The 16,726-nt window shown below is 72.4% G+C and carries 16 protein-coding genes; 11 read left to right on the forward strand and 5 right to left on the reverse strand.

Features of this window, described 5'->3' with window-relative positions:
- The first annotated feature begins 56 nt into the window (after positions 1 to 56).
- Positions 57 to 1,952: an ATP-binding cassette domain-containing protein gene (locus ACWD01_RS31565; protein ID WP_451166621.1), complete on the forward strand. Its 1,896-nt coding sequence runs from the start codon at positions 57 to 59 to the stop codon at positions 1,950 to 1,952.
- Between the two features lie 48 nt (positions 1,953 to 2,000).
- Here the strand turns inward: ACWD01_RS31565 and nhaA are convergent, their stop codons facing one another.
- Positions 2,001 to 3,323, reverse strand: a complete 1,323-nt coding sequence (gene nhaA, locus ACWD01_RS31570) for a Na+/H+ antiporter NhaA (RefSeq protein WP_451166623.1) — start codon at positions 3,321 to 3,323, stop codon at positions 2,001 to 2,003.
- A gap of 333 nt (positions 3,324 to 3,656) precedes the next feature.
- Between nhaA and ACWD01_RS31575 the strand changes: the two genes are divergently transcribed.
- From ACWD01_RS31575 to ACWD01_RS31600, 6 genes are all read left to right on the forward strand, one after another.
- Positions 3,657 to 4,145, forward strand: coding sequence for a hypothetical protein (locus ACWD01_RS31575; protein ID WP_451166624.1), 489 nt, complete (start codon positions 3,657 to 3,659; stop codon positions 4,143 to 4,145).
- 335 nt (positions 4,146 to 4,480) lie between these two features.
- Entirely contained in the window at positions 4,481 to 5,182 is a 702-nt protein-coding gene (locus ACWD01_RS31580; protein ID WP_451166625.1) for an urease subunit gamma, read from the forward strand.
- Positions 5,183 to 5,187: 5 nt separating this feature from the next.
- On the forward strand, positions 5,188 to 7,131 hold the full coding sequence (gene ureC, locus ACWD01_RS31585; protein ID WP_451166680.1) for an urease subunit alpha: 1,944 nt from the start codon (positions 5,188 to 5,190) through the stop codon (positions 7,129 to 7,131).
- A 19-nt stretch (positions 7,132 to 7,150) separates the two neighbouring features.
- The gene (locus tag ACWD01_RS31590; protein WP_451166627.1) at positions 7,151 to 7,825 is read left to right on the forward strand and encodes an urease accessory protein UreF; all 675 of its coding nucleotides are present in this window, start codon (positions 7,151 to 7,153) and stop codon (positions 7,823 to 7,825) included.
- A 199-nt stretch (positions 7,826 to 8,024) separates the two neighbouring features.
- On the forward strand, positions 8,025 to 8,726 hold the full coding sequence (ureG, locus tag ACWD01_RS31595; protein WP_451166629.1) for an urease accessory protein UreG: 702 nt from the start codon (positions 8,025 to 8,027) through the stop codon (positions 8,724 to 8,726).
- Positions 8,723 to 9,538: an urease accessory protein UreD gene (locus ACWD01_RS31600; protein ID WP_451166631.1), complete on the forward strand. Its 816-nt coding sequence runs from the start codon at positions 8,723 to 8,725 to the stop codon at positions 9,536 to 9,538. Before ureG ends, ACWD01_RS31600 begins: the two co-directional genes overlap by 4 nt.
- A gap of 65 nt (positions 9,539 to 9,603) precedes the next feature.
- Here the strand turns inward: ACWD01_RS31600 and ACWD01_RS31605 are convergent, their stop codons facing one another.
- Together ACWD01_RS31605 and ACWD01_RS31610 are read right to left on the reverse strand one after the other, a co-directional pair.
- Positions 9,604 to 10,788, reverse strand: a complete 1,185-nt coding sequence (locus ACWD01_RS31605) for a GDSL-type esterase/lipase family protein (protein ID WP_451166632.1) — start codon at positions 10,786 to 10,788, stop codon at positions 9,604 to 9,606.
- Between the two features lie 157 nt (positions 10,789 to 10,945).
- Entirely contained in the window at positions 10,946 to 11,515 is a 570-nt protein-coding gene (locus ACWD01_RS31610; RefSeq protein WP_451166634.1) for a TetR/AcrR family transcriptional regulator, read from the reverse strand.
- A 154-nt stretch (positions 11,516 to 11,669) separates the two neighbouring features.
- Here ACWD01_RS31610 and ACWD01_RS31615 point away from each other — a divergent pair, with 154 nt between their 5' ends.
- The 3 genes from ACWD01_RS31615 (at position 11,670) to ACWD01_RS31625 (ending at position 14,494) form a co-directional block, all read left to right on the forward strand.
- Positions 11,670 to 12,881, forward strand: a complete 1,212-nt coding sequence (locus tag ACWD01_RS31615) for an NAD(P)/FAD-dependent oxidoreductase (RefSeq protein ID WP_451166636.1) — start codon at positions 11,670 to 11,672, stop codon at positions 12,879 to 12,881.
- Between the two features lie 10 nt (positions 12,882 to 12,891).
- On the forward strand, positions 12,892 to 13,848 hold the full coding sequence (locus ACWD01_RS31620; RefSeq protein WP_451166638.1) for a sigma-70 family RNA polymerase sigma factor: 957 nt from the start codon (positions 12,892 to 12,894) through the stop codon (positions 13,846 to 13,848).
- Between the two features lie 157 nt (positions 13,849 to 14,005).
- Entirely contained in the window at positions 14,006 to 14,494 is a 489-nt protein-coding gene (locus ACWD01_RS31625) for a Rieske (2Fe-2S) protein (protein WP_451166640.1), read from the forward strand.
- On the opposite strand, the gene ACWD01_RS31630 is transcribed toward ACWD01_RS31625, so the two are convergent.
- Positions 14,481 to 15,131, reverse strand: coding sequence for a cysteine hydrolase (locus ACWD01_RS31630; protein WP_451166642.1), 651 nt, complete (start codon positions 15,129 to 15,131; stop codon positions 14,481 to 14,483). The genes ACWD01_RS31625 and ACWD01_RS31630 overlap by 14 nt on opposite strands.
- Positions 15,132 to 15,271: 140 nt before the next feature.
- Between ACWD01_RS31630 and ACWD01_RS31635 the strand changes: the two genes are divergently transcribed.
- Positions 15,272 to 15,739, forward strand: coding sequence for a pyridoxamine 5'-phosphate oxidase family protein (locus ACWD01_RS31635; protein WP_451166644.1), 468 nt, complete (start codon positions 15,272 to 15,274; stop codon positions 15,737 to 15,739).
- A 17-nt stretch (positions 15,740 to 15,756) separates the two neighbouring features.
- On the opposite strand, the gene ACWD01_RS31640 is transcribed toward ACWD01_RS31635, so the two are convergent.
- Positions 15,757 to 16,659 (reverse strand): LysR family transcriptional regulator, encoded by a 903-nt coding sequence (locus tag ACWD01_RS31640; RefSeq protein WP_451166645.1) that lies wholly within the window; start codon positions 16,657 to 16,659, stop codon positions 15,757 to 15,759.
- Between the last annotated feature and the right edge of the window lie 67 nt (positions 16,660 to 16,726).

Raw genomic sequence — 16,726 nt, forward strand, 5'->3', positions numbered from 1 at the left:
GTCGTTGAGCCGTGCACCGCCGAGCCGTCCGGGTGCGGTGACGACCCCAGGGAGGGATGCAGGTGACTGAGACCGACACCTCGACTGCGAACGCGAAGACCCCTCCCCCGCCACCCCCGGCCACCATCACCTTCGAGGGCGAATACGGCAGGAATCCGCTGGCGGAGGCCGGTTTCGGGGCGATGTGCAGGCGGCTGCCCTCCGTGCTCGGGCACACCGCGCGGATGGCCTGGGCCGTCGACAGACCCGGCGTCGTCCTGCTCCTCGTGTGCCAGCTCCTCACCGGCGCCGCGGCCGCCCTCGTCCTCGCGTTCACCGCGCAGGCCATGACGCACGTCCTCGGCACCGGCACCGTGTCGGCACGCCTGCACGCCGCACTGCCCGCGCTGCTCGTGGTGACGGCCGCCGCGGGCCTCGGCCGGATCAGCAGCGCCCTGTCCTCGTACGCGGACGGGCGCATCACGCCGCTGCTGACGACCGAGGCGGACCTCGCGCTCGTCTCCGCCGTGTGCCGCGTCGAGGCCTCCGCGTACGGGGAGGACGGATTCGCCGACCGGCAGGAGGCCGCCGAGGTCGGCGTCACCCGCACCCGGCTGATGGTGCAGGACGCCCAGCGGTTCATGGCCGCCCTGGTCCGCATGGGCGCCGCGAGCAGCGTCGTCACGGCGCTGCACTGGATGCTGCTGCCGGTGCTCCTGCTGGCCGTGATCCCCGCCGGCGTCGGCGCCGTCCTGTCCGCCCGCGTGGACTACGAGACCCACTACCTCAACGTCGGCGACCGCAACGTCCGCTCCATGATGCGCTGGTGGGCCACCTACTCACGCTACGGGGACGAGGTCCGCGCCAACGGCATGACCGGCTACCTCGTGTACTGGTACCGCGCCCTGTCCGACCGCATCGACCGGCGCACGCTCACCGCCGCGCCCCGGATGCTGCGCATCGTGCTGGCGACGAGCGCCCTGGGCGGGGTGTTCCTGCTGGGCACCTGGGCCACGCTGGCGTGGCTGGCGACGACCGGCCGCGTCGCCCTGCCGGTCGCGGCCACCGCGGTGGTCGCCGTCCAGAGCACGCTGGCCGCCCTGTCGCAGTTCGTCGTCCACGGCGCGGCGATGTTCCACACGTCGCTGTATCTGGCGGACATGCGCTCCTTCCTGGACATGGCCGGCGAGCGCGCCCCCGCGCGCGGCGGGCTGACCGTCCCGGACCGGGTGGACGAGATCCGGCTCGACGAGGTCGTGTACCAGTACCCGGGCAAGGACGAACCCGCCGTCGACGGCGTCTCGCTCACCCTGCGCCGCGGCGAGATCCTGGCCGTCGTCGGCGAGAACGGCTCGGGCAAGTCCACGCTGGCCAAGCTGATCACCGGCATCGTCCTCGCCGACAAGGGCCGCGTCCTGTGGGACGGCACCGACCTGGCCGGGGCCGACCCCGACGCCGTGTGGAAGCGGACCGCCCTCGTCCCGCAGAACTTCGCCTGCTGGCCGCTGCGCGCACGCGAGAACATCACCCTCGGCCAGCCCAGGACGTACGACGACGGTCCGGTGTGGGAGGCCGTAGACGCCGTCGGCATGCGCGAGGCCGTCGAGAAGCTGCCTCACGAGCTCGACACCCTCCTCGCCAAGGAGCTGTGGGGCGGCGCCGAGCTGTCCGGCGGCCAGTGGCAGCGCCTCGCCTGCGCACGCGCGCTGTACCGGCGGACCCCACTGCTGATCCTGGACGAGCCCACCTCGCAGATGGACCCCCGCGGGGAGCACCGGATCTTCCTGGAGGTCAGGCGCATCGCCGCCGAACGCATCACCGTCGTCGTCACCCACCAGCTCGAGAACACGCGCCTGGCCGACCGCATCGTCGTCATGAGCGAGGGGCGTGTGATCGAGCAGGGCGGATACGAGGAGCTGACCGGCGCGGGCGGTCTGTTCGCCGAACTCGTCGCGCTGGCCAAGGACCGGTAGGGCCCGAGGGGATCGTGCGATTGCCCCCACCTGTGAGCGGCGGCCGGGTCAGTGGTCGCCGTCCTCGGTGGGCCCGCGCTCGTAGACGTCCGGGATGGCGTTGGCGTTCTCGTCGGCGTTCTCCTCCTCCCACAGCCGGCGGTAGATGCCGTTCCTGCGCTTGAGCAGCAGTGCGGCGAGGCCGGCGGCGATCAGTGAGCCGACCAGGACGGCGGCCTTGACGTGCTCGGTGAGCGCCGGATCGGTGAAGGCGAGGTCGCCGATCAGCAGGGCCACGGTGAAGCCGATACCGGCCAGGGCCGCGAGGGCGAAGACGTCCGCCCAGGCCAGGTCCGGGTTGAGCCGGGCCCTCGTGAAGCGCGCCGCCAGCCAGGTCCCGGCGAAGACGCCGACCGTCTTGCCGACGACCAGGCCGAGGACCACGCCCAGCGGCTCGGGGTCGGAGAACACCTTGCCGAGGGCGGAGCCCGAGACGCTCACCCCGGCGGCGAAGAGCGCGAAGAGGGGGACGGCGACGCCCGCCGAGATCGGCCGCAGCAGGTGCACGGTGCGTTCCGCGGGCGACGCGGCCTCCCGGGGACGGCCGCGGGTGCCGCCGTCGTGCGCGGCGCGCAGCAGCATGCCCATGGCCACCCCGGCCACGGTCGCGTGCACGCCGCTGTTGTACATCAGCGCCCAGACGGCCAGGCCGAGCGGCACGTACCACCACCAGCCGCGTACCCGCAGCCGCTGCAGCGCGTAGAAGAGCACGAGTCCGGCGACGGAGCCGCCGAGGGCCACGAGGTTCAGCTCGGAGGTGAAGAACACCGCGATGATCAGGATCGCGCCGAGGTCGTCGACGACAGCGAGGGTGAGCAGGAAGGCTCGCAGCGCGGACGGCAGGTGAGTGCTGAGGACGGCCAGCACGGCGAGCGCGAACGCGATGTCGGTGGCCATCGGCACGGCCCAGCCCGCGGGCGAACCGCTGCCCGCCCCGACGGTGAGGAGATAGACGGCGGCGGGCACGATCATTCCGCACGCGGCGGCGACCACGGGCAGCGCGGCCCGCGCGGGATTCCGCAGCTCGCCCAGGACCAGTTCCCGCTTGAGTTCGATCCCGGCGACGAGGAAGAAGACGGTGAGCAGGCCGTCGGCGGTCCAGTGCTGGAGCGAGAGGTCCAGGCCGAGCGCGGGGATGCCGAAGTGCACGCTCCGCAGCGATTCGTAGGCGTCGGCCCAGGGTGTGTTGGCCCAGACCAGCGCGATCGCGGCGGCCACGAGGAGTACGACCCCGCCGACCGTCTCGGTTCTGAGGGCCTGCGCGACGGCTTTGCGTTCGGGCCAGGGCAGCAGGTCGAGGAAGACGGATCGCTCGCGCGGGGCAGCGCACACGACGGGAACCTCCGGGGCGTCGGCACTCGGGCACTCGGGCCCTTGATCGCCGACCAGACTTCCCGGCACACCGCGCGCCCGTGCGACGCGTTCCCCTCACCCTATCCCTCCGTCCTCCTCGCGGCCCGGCGCCGCGATGGCTCCCGTGGGCCTGCGTGCGCGGGGCTGCTCCCGAGTTCGGCTGCCGCGCGCTGCCGGACGCGGCTAAGCTGCGTTCAGCGAAGCCCTGCCACTCCCCCGTTGGCGGGGCTTCGCACTGTGCCCGCGTCGCCGTACGTCGGAGGGGCCGGCCGCCCCGGCGCCCCGCCGAGCGGCGCGGCTAGGCTCCCGCCCATGAACGAAGATCACGACGCCGAGCCGGTCTTCGTCCGCTCCAAGTGGGGGACGAGCCGCTTTGTGTACAACCCGAACAACCCCGTGGGGATGGCTCTCATCATCGGATCCCTGCTGTTCGCGGGCGGTGGCATGTACGCCCTCCACGACAGTTCGTCATGGAGCGAGGGCGAACTGCAAGACGCGGTCCACTCGGCCGCCGAGAGCCTCGAGGCGCGAGCGCAGCAGGTGGGCGGGTTCCGGGGCAGCTACAAGGAGTTGATAGCCGACGCCATCGAGAACAGCGGCGAGGGCCCCGAGTTCGGGATGGTGACCGTCTCGCCGCAGAGCGAGTGGGAGGAGACCACGTCGGCGGACCTGTTCGAGGTCACCACCGACGACGTCGACGCCGCGTACTGCCTGCACGTCACACCGACCGAGCCCGAGTCCGACACCTACACGTCCGTGACCCTCGCCCTCGGGGTGGAGGTGGAAGCCGGCGGGTGCTGACCCGCCGGAGCGTGCGGCCGGGGTTCCGGGGCGGGTCGGGTCGGGTCAGTGGGGGCGGGTGGCGCGGTGACCTCGGATTCCGGCCCCGGCGTCAAGTAGCGGTTCCGGCCGCCACTCGTCCGGGTGTGGATCTTGGCTATCCCGTTTCCGGCTTCGCTCAGTGATCAAACTGACTGTGCGAGGTGGGGGTTGACCAGCCACGGATACCGGATCGTGCCGACCGGGCGGGAGCGGAGCCGCGAGGTTCGTCCTGTCGGCGGCACGGTGCACGGCGACACCCCAGCGCATGGGCCCGGGACAGCAGTCCGGGGCTGGACCGAGCACAGGGTAGGGCTATGCACCTGACTCCGCACGAACAAGAACGCCTGATGATGCATGTGGCGGCGGACGTCGCCGAGAAGCGGCGGGCCCGGGGGGTGCGGCTCAACTACCCCGAGACGATGGCGCTGTTGATCGCGCACGTCCTCGAAGGCGCCCGGGACGGCCGGACCGTCGCCGAGCTCATGTCGTCCGGGCGGAAGGTGCTCACCCGGGAGGAGGTCATGGAAGGCGTCCCGGAGATGATCGAGAACGTCCAGGTGGAGGCCACCTTCCCGGACGGCACGAAGCTGGTGACCATCCACGGTCCCTTCCCTGAAGTGGGCGGGGACGAGGAGCCGGCGGTCTGGCCGGGGAAGGTGGACCACTCCACCCTCGAGCAGGACAGGGTCGTCGTCTTCAACGAGGACCGGGAGATCACGGAGTTGACGGTCAGGAACCCGACCGACCGTCCCGTCCAGGTCGGTTCCCACTACCACTTCGCCGAGGCCAACGACGGGCTGGCGTTCGACCGCGAGGCGGCCTGGGGCAAGCGTCTGAACGTCCCCGCCGGCAGCTCCGTACGCTTCGAGCCCGGCATCACCGAAGAGGTCGAGCTCGTGCCCATCGAAGGCAGGCGCGTGGTCCACGGTCTGCGCGGCAAGGTCAAGGGTCTGCCCGAGAAGATCAAGGGCTCGCTCGACGACACCAGGGGTTCGTTCGGCAAGGAGCGGGTGTGACGTCCATGAGCGACTGCCCCGACTGCTCCTGCTGCCAGGAGACCCCCGGGCCCTTCGACCCGCTGACCCGCCCCGCGTACACGGACCGGTTCGGGCCGACGACCCGGGACCGCATCCGGCTCGCCGACACGGCGCTGCAGATCAGGATCGAGGACGACTGGGTGGGCGGTCCCGGGCGCAGCGGGAACGAGATGGTCTTCGGCGGCGGCAAGGTGATCCGCGAGTCGATGGGCCAGTCCGTCGCGCCGCGCGATCCGGGCAGGACCGACAAGGCGGCCGGCAGCCGTGTCGAGCCGCCCGACACCGTGATCACGGGCGTCGTCGTCCTGGACCACTGGGGCGTCGTCAAGGCCGATGTCGCCATCCGTGACGGCGACATCGTCGCGCTGGGCAAGGCATACAACCCGGAGACGATGGACCCGCTGCACAGGGCGGCCGGCCGTCACAACGGCATCGGCCCCGCCCCCACCGACTTCGTCGTCGGTCCGGACACCGAGGTCATCGCGGGCGCGGGCAGAATCCTCACCGCCGGCGGGATCGACACGCACGTCCACTTCGTCTGCCCCGGCCAGGTCGACGAGGCGCTGGCCGCCGGTGTCACCACCCTCATCGGCGGCGGCACCGGGCCGGCGGAGGGCAGCACCGCCACGACCGTGACGCCCGGCTCCTGGCACATCAACCGCACGTTCGAGGCACTGGACGCCTTCCCCGTCAACGTCGGGCTGCTGGGCAAGGGCGCCACGATGTCCGAGAAGTCCATGTACGACCAGGTGGACGCGGGCATCATCGGCTTCAAGATCCACGAGGACTGGGGCGCCACCCCGGCCGTCATCAGGAAGTGCCTGGAGGTCTGCAAGAAGACCGGCGTACAGCTCGCGCTCCACGCCGACTCGCTCAACGAGGCCGGTTTCGTCCAGGACACCATCGACGCCATCGACGGCTGCTCCATCCACGTCTTCCACGTCGAGGGCGCCGGCGGCGGCCACGCCCCCGACATGATCAAGATGGTGAGCGAGCCGAACGTCCTGCCCGCCTCCACCAATCCCACCCGGCCGCTGACCGTCAACACGGTCAAGGAGCACTTCGACATGGTGATGGTCTGCCATCACCTCAACCCGAAGGTCGAGGAGGACCTGGCCTTCGCGGACTCCCGGATCCGGCCCTCCACCATGGCCGCGGAGGACATCCTGCACGACCTCGGCGCCATTTCGATCATGTCCTCGGACGCCCAGGCCATGGGCCGCATCGGCGAAATGATCATGCGCACCTGGCAGACGGCACATGTCATGAAGGTACGCCGGGGCCTGCTCGAGGAAGACCGGCCGGCGGACGATCCGAAGCCGAAGGGCAAGAAGGCGAAGGACACGGCCCCGGAGGAGAAGCCGCTGCCCGCCGACAACAGGCGCGCCCGCCGGTACGTCGCGAAGTACACCATCAACCCGGCCGTCGCCCAGGGGATCGACTCCGTCGTCGGCTCGGTGGAGACCGGCAAGCTGGCCGATCTGGTGCTGTGGGAGCCGAAGTTCTTCGGGGTCAGGCCGCACATCGTGATCAAGGGCGGACAGATCGCGTACGCGCAGGTGGGCGACGCCAACGCCTCGATCCCCACCCCGCAGCCGGTCCTGCCGCGCCCCATGTGGGGCGCCACGGGCCTGGCGCCCGGCTCCATCTCCTTCAACTTCGTCACCCAGCGGGCGATCGACAACGGCCTGTCGAAGAGGAGCGGGCTGACCAAGCGCTTCAGGGCGATCACCAGCACCCGCGGCGTCTTCAAGAAGCACATGAAGGAGAACGGGGCCACCCCGGACGTCACGATCGATCCGGACACCTACGAGGTCATCGCCGGGGGCGCGAAGGTGACGGACGTGACGACCTATGTGCAGGACCAGATCGTCGACCGTGCCTTCGCCTCCGAACTCCCCATGGCCCAGCGCTACTTCCTCTTCTAGGCATCGCGAAGGAGCACCGATGAACCGGGCCGCGCTGTTCGTCCTGGCCGACGGCCGGTTCCCCGCCGGAGGGCACGCGCACTCCGGCGGGGCCGAAGCGGCCGTGGCCGCCGGCCTCGTCAAGGACGCGGATTCGCTGGAGGACTTCTGCCGCGGCCGGCTGCACACCGCGGGCCTGGTCGCGGCGGCACTGGCCGCCGCGGCCGCCGGCGGCCACGATCCGCTGGCCCTGGACGAGGCCGCCGACGCCCGCACCCCGGTGCAGGCGCTGCGTACCGTCGCACGCAGGCTCGGGCGCCAGATGATGCGTGCCGCCCGCGCCACCTGGCCCTCGGCAGAGCTGGACGGCCTGGCCGCGGCCAGGCCGCAGGGCGCGCACCAGCCCGTGGTGCTGGGCCTCGCGGCCCGGTCGGCGGGCCTGGCGCCGCTGGACGGAGCGTATGCGGCGGCGTACGAGTCGATCAGCGGGCCCGCCACGGCGACGGTCCGGCTGCTGGGCCTGGACCCGTTCGAGGCCACCGCCGTGCTCGCCCGCCTGGCCCCCGACCTCGACCGGACCGCCACCGCGGCCGCCGCCGCGGCACGGCGGGTCCCCGAGGACGGGACCGGCGCACTGCCCGCCGCCTCCGCGCCGCTGCTCGACATCACGGCGGAGCAGCACGCCGCCTGGCCGGTACGCCTGTTCGCCTCATGAGCGGCCCCACCGCCTGAGCGGTCCGCCGCGTCGCGAGCTGTCCGCCGCATCGTGAACGCCCGCCGCGTCGCGAGCTGTCCGCCACGTCGCGAGCTGTCCGCCGCCTCGCGAACGGCCCGCCACCTCGCGAGTGGCCGCTGTCTCATGAGCGGCCAGCACCACAAGACCACCCACCACAGCACCGCACACGGGAGTCCGTATGCATCTCGACCATGACCTCGACGAGAAGTTCCCCCAACGGCACACCCACAGCGCCGCCGGCCCGACGCGGCCCGACGGCAGCCGGCGAGCCCTGCGGATCGGCCTGGGCGGGCCGGTCGGCTCGGGCAAGACCGCCACCGTCGCCGCCCTCTGCCGGGCCCTGCGCGACGAGCTGTCCATCGCGGTCGTCACCAACGACATCTACACCCGCGAGGACGCCGACTTCCTGCTGCGCGAAGCCGTCCTGCCGCCCGAGCGCATCAGGGCCGTCGAGACCGGCGCCTGTCCGCACACCGCCATCCGCGACGACATCTCCGCCAACCTCGAGGCCGTCGAGGACCTGGAGGACGAGCTCGGCCCGCTCGACCTGATCCTGGTGGAGTCCGGTGGCGACAACCTCACCGCCACCTTCTCCCGGGGCCTCGTCGACGCGCAGGTCTTCGTCATCGACGTCGCCGGCGGCGACGACATCCCGCGCAAGGGCGGCCCCGGCGTCACCACCGCCGATCTCCTCGTCGTCAACAAGACCGACCTCGCGCCGTACGTCGGCTCCGACCTGGACGGCATGGCCCGCGACGCGAAGGCCCAACGCGGCGAACTTCCCGTCGCCTTCACCTCCCTCACGAGCGAGGGCGGTGTGAAACCGGTGGCCGACTGGGTCCGCGGACGCCTCACCGACCGGACCGCGGGGCCCGCATGACACTCACCACCCCACCGGCGGCACCGGCCGCCCGGCGGACCGCCGAAGGCGTACGGGCGACCGCGCGCATCACGGCGGTCGCCAGGGGCGGCAATACCACGCTGCCCGTCCTCGACGGCGACGGGCCCTTCGAACTGCGGCGCCTGCGCTCACGGGGGACCGAGGCGCGGGTGTGTGTCGTCGGCGCCATGAGCGCCCCGCTCGGCGGCGACCGGCTGTGCATCGAGGCCACCGCAGGGCCGGGCGCGACGCTGCACGTCACGTCCGCCGCCGCGACGCTGGCCCTGCGCGGCCCGACCCCCGAACACGCCGTGTACGACGTGCGGTTGACCGTCGGGGACGACGCGGAGCTCCACTGGCTGCCCAAGCCGTTGATCTGCGCCGCCGGCAGCAACTTGCGGCAGTCCTGGACCGTGGACCTGGCCCCCACGGCGCGGCTCGTCCTGCGGGAGGAACAGATCCTCGGACGCACCGGGGAACCACCGGGCCATGTGACCACGCGTCTCACCGTGCGACGCGGCGGGCGCACCCTGCTCGACCAGGAGGCCGAGTACGGGCCGGGCGCACCGGGCTGGGCGGGCCCGGCCGTCCTCTCCCGCAACCGTGCGACGGGGCAGCTCCTCGTCGTCGACCCGGCGTTCGAGGAGCAACCCGCCGAAGTCCGGCTGCTGGGCAGGGCACCGGAAGACGGTCTCGCGGTGCTGTCACCCCTGGCCGGTCCCGCCTCGCTGGTCACCGCCGTCGCCCCGGACGGCCTCGCGCTGCGCCGGCTTCTCGACTCCCTGCGCGGCAGCGCGCGCGGTACGGGCTGAACCGGCGGGGACCACGTCGCCCGGCCGCGCCCACCACGTCGCCCGGCCGCGCCCACCGCATCGCTTCAGGCGCGGCCGTCCGCGAACGCGCCGTTCGCGGTGAAGGCCAGCCCGGCGAAGCGTTCGCCGATGCGGCGGTGGGTGGCGGCGTCCGGGTGGAACTGGTCGGGCAGCGGCAGCTCGGCGAAGTCCGCCTCGCCGTAGAGGTCGCGGCCGTCGAGGTAGTGCAGGTTCGGGTCCTGGGCCGCCCGCTGGGCCACGATCCGGGCCAGCTCGTCCCGGATGACGTTCAGGGTCAGTTTGCCGCTCGCGCGTTCCGCCGGGTCGCCCGTGGCCCGGAACCGCAGCCGCCCGGCGCTGAGGGAGCTCATGTCCGCGGCGCTGGGGCCCGGGGTGTCCTCGTGGATGGGGCACAGGATGGGCGAGACGACGAGCAGCGGTGCGGTGGGGTGGCCGTCGCGGACGGTGTCGAGGAAGCCGTGGACGGCCGGGGTGAAGGCGCGCAGGCGCATCACGTCGGTGTTGACCAGGTTGATGCCGATCTTGACGCTGATCAGGTCGGCGGGGGTGTCCCGGAGCACGCGCGCCGTGAACGGGTCGAGCAGGGCGCTGCCGCCGAACCCGAGGTTCACCAGGTCGACGCCGCCGAGGGAGGCGGCGAGGGCGGGCCAGGTGGTCGTGGGACTCGCGGCGTCGGAGCCGTGGCTGATCGAACTGCCGTGGTGCAGCCAGACGTTGCGGCCCCGGTCCGTCGCGGGCTCGACGGGGGCGTCGGTGCGCAGCGCGACGAGTTCGGTGGTCTCGTTGTGCGGCAGCCAGATCTCGACGTCCTTGGGGCCGGCGGGCAGGCCGGCGAAGCGGAGGGTGCCGGGCGGGCCGGGCCGGTGCTCGGCGGTGCCCGCGGCCATGTCGATGGTCAGCGTGTTGCCGCCGGGCACACCGGCCCGACCGGCCGGGCGGCCGTCGACGAGCAGGTCGTACACGCCGTCCGGACGGGCCGGGGCGCCCACGTAGACCCGCTTGGTCGGCAGGGCGTCCAGTTCGACGGCGGTGGCCCGGGTACGGAACACCAGGCGGACGCCGGAGGGCTGGGCCTCGGCCATGACCAGTTGCGCGTCGGCGCACTGGGCGCGGGCCCGGGCCGGCAGCCGGTGCGGCAGCACGCCGTGCTCGGTGCGCTCCACTTCGATGGCGCCGCGCAGGAGTTCGGCGGTGACGGGCGTGGTGATCCAGTTGCCGTTGGGGTGCATGGTCGTCTCAACCTGTTGATCGGACTTTCGGCGGTCGGTCCGGCGAGGTGCGCGCGCTCGGGCGTCGCCCCTTGACCGGTGCGGGCGGTCTGCCGGGACGTGCTCGGGCGTCGCCCTCATGGCCGGTGCTCGCGCAGGCCGTACGCCGCGGCCCCGGTCACGCCTGGGGCCAGTTGCGCAGCAGGGCGTCGAGGGCGTCCAGGGTCCGTGACCACGTCTCCTGTGTGTCGGGGGCGCTGTGGCTGAAGGCGCCGCCCATCTCCAGGCTGACGTAGCCGTGGAAGACGCTGCCCAGCAGCCGGACCGCATGGGTCTGGTCCGGCTCCGCCAGGTCGTATCCGCGCAGCACCGCCCGGGTCATCTGTGCGTGTCTGCCACCGGCACTGGCGGCCGCCGCCTCCGGGGTGAGCCGCAGCTGGGCCGCGGCGTAACGGCCCGGGTGCTCGTGCGCGTAGTCGCGGTAGACGTCGGCCAAGGCCGTCAGGGCGTCCTTGCCGGCGCGTCCGGCGAGCGCGGCGGCGGCCCGGTCGGCGAGTTCCTCCAGGGCGAGCAGGGCGATCCTGGTCCTGAGGTCCTGGGAGTTCTTCACATGCGAGTACAGACTCGCGACCTTGACGTCGAAGCGCCTGGCGACCGCCGAGACGGTCACCTGGTCGAAGCCGACCTCGTCGGCCAGCTCCGCGCCTGCTCGCGCCAGTCGTTCCGTGGTCAGCCCTGCGCGCACCATGACACCCATTAGGCAACAGCCTAAGACCTTTAGGCAAATCGCGCCGGAACACGCCCACACCATCCGTGACTCACATCACACACGGTTCCTGTCAGCAATCGGGACGCTGCTCCGCTCAATTCACGAAGAGCGAGCGAACCGACAGGAGCTGCACATGAAGCACCGCATCGTCGTCCTCGGCGCCGGCTATGCCGGGGCCTACGTGGCCGGGAACCTGACCCGCCGGCTGTCCCCGGAGGACATCGAGATCACCGTGGTCAACGCCGAGCCGGACTTCGTCGAGCGGCTGCGGCTGCACCAGCTCGCGGCCGGCCGGGAGATCGAGGCTCAAAGGCTCGTGGACGTCTTCGCGGGCACGGCAATACAGCTGCGCCTGGCCCGGGTCACCGCCGTCGACCCCGAGCGCCGGGTCGTCGCAGTGGCCGACGCCGACGGCGGCGGCGAACTCGGCTACGACACCCTGCTCTACGCGCTCGGCAGCCACGTCGCCGACCAAGGCGTCCCCGGCGTGGCCGAGCACGCCTTCAACGTCGCCGGCCGGCCCTCGGCACTACGCCTGCGGGAGCGCCTGGACAGCCTGGACAAGCAGGACGGGCCGGACGGCGGCAGGAGCGTGCTGGTCGTCGGCGACGGGCTGACCGGCATCGAGACCGCCACCGAGATCGCGGAAGCCCGGCCCGGCCTGTCGGTGACGCTGGTCGCCCGCGGCGAGCTGGGCGCCCCGCTCTCCCCCGGAGCCCGCGACCACCTGCGCCGGGCCTGCGACCGGTTGGGCATGACCGTCCTCGAGCACACCGCCGTCGAAGCCGTCGAGGCGAAGCGGGTGCTGTGCGCCGACGGCAGCGTCCTGGCGTCCGACGCGACCGTGTGGACGGCCGGCTTCGCGGTCGACACCATCGCCGCCGCCGCCGGGCTGGAGGTCACCGAGAACGGTCGGATCGTCGTCGACCGCACCATGCGGTCGGTCTCGCACCCGGACGTCTACGCGGTCGGCGACAGCGCCCACGCCATCGGCGACAACGGCCGGCCGCTGCCGATGTCCTGCGCCTCGGCCGGCTACACCGCCATGCAGGCCACGGGCGCGATCGTGGGACGCCTGACCGGCCGCAAGATCCCCAACACCAAGCTGGAGTACGTGGGCAACCACATCAGCCTCGGCCGGCGGGACGGGATCCTGCAGATGGTCGACGAGGAGGCGCGGGCGAAGCCGAAGTACCTGGGCGGCCGGAAGGCCGCGCGGATCAAGGCGGGCATCCTGAAGTTGTCGCTGTGGACCACCAATCACCCGACCTTCTGTGTGCCCAAGCGCAAGCTCCGTGTGGCGGCCGCGCCGAATGCCTCCACCGTGAACCGCGTTGCCGCCTAGGGTGGTCCGTGTGGACGGCACCGACATCGATCGCTTCGACACCAGTCGGTTCGAGGCCAGCCGGAACCGGCTGGCCTCGCTGGCGTACCGGCTGCTGGGCTCCGCCACGGACGCCGAGGACGCCGTGCAGGACGCGTTCCTGCACTGGCAGGCCGCCGACCGGCAGTTGATCAAAGTGCCGGAGGCGTGGCTGACGAAGGTCGTCACCAACCTGTGCCTCGACCGGCTCCGCTCGGCACAGGCCCGCCGCGAGCGCACCGCCGGCGCCTGGCTGCCCGAACCGCTCCTCGACGGCGACCCGATGCTCGGCCCCGCCGACACGTTCGAGCAGCGCGAATCGGTCTCCCTGGCCGTGCTGACTCTGATGGAGCGCCTCTCGCCCCTGGAGCGGGCCGTCTACATCCTGCGCGAGGCGTTCTCCTACGGCCACGCCGAGATCGCCGAGATCCTCGACATCACCGAGTCCGCGAGCCAGCAGCATCTGCACCGCGCCCGGCACCGCGTCACCGCCGCGCGCCGCCGCGGCGTCGGCGAAGCGGACGCGGCGTCCGCCCGCAGGATCGTCGAGGAATTCCTCGCCGCCGCCTCCTCCGGCCGCACCGAACGGCTGGTGTCGTTGCTGACCGACGACGCGATCGCGATCTCCGACGGCGCCGGCCTGGCCAAGACGCTGCTGCGGTACGACACTCCGCAGCGCATCGCCGCCATCGCACGGGCCGGCTTCAAGTCCACACCCGCCAAGCAGCGACTCGCCGGCGGCCCGTCCGCCGTCCACTACGCGGTCGTCAACGGCGCCCCCGCCATCCTCTTCATACCCGGTGAACAGGTCGTCGGCGCCGTGACGTTCGACCTCGCGGGCGGCAGGATCGCGACCGTGCGCGGCATCGCCGCCCCCGCCCGTCTCCTCCGCCTCACCGAAGCCTGGCGGCAGCACGAACCGGACGCGCCGCTCATCACCCAGTGGTGACCCCGACCCGACGCCGACCGGGGCAGGGCGGCCCGACCCGCGCGCGGGGTCGTCCGTCCCGTGGGAATTCCGTGGAACCTTGAACGCCGCGGTCCGGGCGCGCGTACCACTTCACGAACCGGCCGGCACGAGGCCGGACAGTGGAGAGGGAGCCAGCATGACCGGATCCAAGGGGACCGCTCGCACCGTGGCGCGCCGCACCGTCGTCGCAGCCGTGGGCGGGGCCGGTCTCACCGCCGCCCTGACCGCGTGCGGCGGCTCGGACGACACGGTGCAGACCGGGTCGCAGCCACCGGCCGGCGGCGAGAGCGGCGGCGAGGCCGGCGCGGCTGCCTCGGGCGGCGGTGACACGGGCGGCGCCGGCGGCACGGTGCTCGCCAAGACCGCGGACATCCCGGCGGGCGGCGGCAAGGTCATCGGGGACGTGGTAATCACCCAGCCGGTCGCGGGCGAGTTCAAGGCCTTCTCGTCCAAGTGCACGCACCAGGGCTGCGCGGTCAAGGACATCTCGAACGGCACCATCAACTGCCCCTGTCACAACAGCCAGTTCGACGCGTCCGACGGCAGCGTCAAGGCGGGTCCTGCGACGGCGCCGCTGCCGCCCACCCAGATCACCGTCGAGGGGGACTCGATCAAGCTCGCGTGATCCTGCCTGGCCCTTTCCAGCAGGACACCACCTCGTCGGTCGTGGTGATGCCGGCCACCAGCGACAGGGTGTTGCGGATCATCGCGGGGGTGTACTCGGCGGGCACTCCCGCGATGGCGTCCGCGACGACGACCGCCGTGTAGCCGAGGTTCACCGTGTCGAAGACGGCGGCCGGCACCGCCACATTGGCCGAGACGCCGGTGACGACGAGGGTGCGGCAGCCGAGGTTGCGCAGGATCGGGTCGACGCCGGTGCCGGCGAGCGGCGAGAGCCCGTGCAGCCTGCGGACGACGAGGTCCTCCGGCGCGACCTCGATCGGCGGTGCGACGCGTACGGCCGCGGAACCGGTGTGCTGCTGCACGGGCAGCCGTTCGGCGGCCCTGAACAGCCGCGCGTTCCGGTTGGACCCCCGGCCGTCGGGGCGCCGCTCGGCCACCGCGTGCAGCACCTGTACGCCCGCCTCATGGGCGGCGTCGACCAGCCGTGCGACGTTGCGGAGCGCGCCCGACGCGCCCGCCTGGGCGGCGAGTTCCGGCAGGGCGCTGTCCTTGCCGACGACGCCCTGCTGGCATTCGACGGTCAGCAGGACGGTGGTGGGCACCTCGAGCTGTTCCAGCAGTTGTTGGCGGGACGGCATGGTGCCCCCTCGATGTCGTGTCCGGCCCGGTGCGGGAGGCGCGCGACGGTAGCCTCCATTGCGTACCGGGGGAAGAGCGTCCATGCTGTTCCGGCACGAGTTCTGACAGCGAGTCAGGGACAGCGCCGGAAGGACCGCAGATGACCGCCACCCAGCGCCGGGGCCGCCGCATCATGATGACTCCCGGCGAGCTCGACGCGTTCCTCACCGAGCAGCGGACCTGCCGGGTGGCCACCGTGTCCCCCGACGGGCGTCCGCACGTGAGCGCCCTGTGGTTCGCCTGGGACGGCACGTCCCTGTGGCTCTACTCCCTCACCCGCAGCCGCCGCTGGGCCGACCTGCGCCGCGATCCGCGTGTCGCCGTGGTCGTCGACGACGGCGAGGAGTACGGGGAGTTGCGCGGCGCCGAGCTGTCCGGCACGGCCGTGTTCGTCGGCGAGGCGCCGCGCACGGGCGAGGACTGTCCCGAACTGGCCGTGCCGGAGGCGCTGTTCGCCGCCAAGAACTTCGGCCTCGACGCGATGCCGCACGACGGCCGGCACGCCTGGCTGCGGCTGACCCCCGACACGGTCGCGTCCTGGGACTTCCGCAAACTGCCGGCGCTCTGATCCGATCGACCCTGCCGTCAGCCCTGCTGCTCCGCCGCGCTGCGCAGCGCCTCCACCGCCGCCCTGATGGACGGCCTGCGGTCGGCGTCCGTGCGCCACACCGCGTGGACGTGCCGGCGCATCCGCTGCCGTACGGGAACGAGCGCGACGCCCTCCGGGACCGCCCCCCGCCCGAGCCGTGGCGCGACGCAGACGCCGAGACCGGCGGCGATCAGGGCGAGTTGGGTGTGATGCTCGCCCGCCAGGTGCGTGATCCGCGGCTCGAAGCCCTTGGAGCGGAGGGTGAACACGAGCCACTCGTGGCAGAACTCGCCTTCCGGCCAGGACACCCACTCGTCGTCGGCGAACTCCTCCAGGTCGACCTCCGCGCGGCCCGCGAGGGGGTGGTCCGCGGGCATGGCGACGTCGGGGACGTCGTCGAGCAGATGCGCCTGCGCCAGTCCGCCGGGCACGGGCAGCCGCTTGTTGCTCCAGTCGAGCACCACGGCGAGGTCGAGGTCGCCCCTGATGACCTCCCTGACCGCCGCCTCCGGTTCCAACTCCGTGGAGAGCACCCGCAGTTCGGCGTGATCGCGGCGCAGGGAGGACAGCGCGGCCGGGAACAGCCCGCGGGCCGCGGTCGGGAACGCGGCGATCCTGACCTCGCCCACCACCTGTCCGCGCCGGGCCTCTATCTCGGACTGCGCGAGCTCGACCTGGGAGAGGATGCGCGCGGCATGGTCGGCGAGGAGCCGGCCGGTGTCGGTGAGGCGCACGCCGCGCCCGTTCTTCGCCAGCAGTTGCTGGCCGACCTCGCGCTCCAGTTTCGCCATCTGCTGGGAGACGGCCGAGGTGGTGACGTGCAGCCCGTCGGCGGCGGCGCTGACCGAGCCGTGCCGGGCCAGGGCGTCCAGAGTGCGCAGCCGCTCCAAGTTCAACATGTAAGCAACACTAAGCGATGCGGTCGAGAAATTCTCGCTTGTCCTAAGAAGTGGGACGGTTCATCGT

The organism is Streptomyces sp. NPDC002835 (assembly GCF_053591995.1).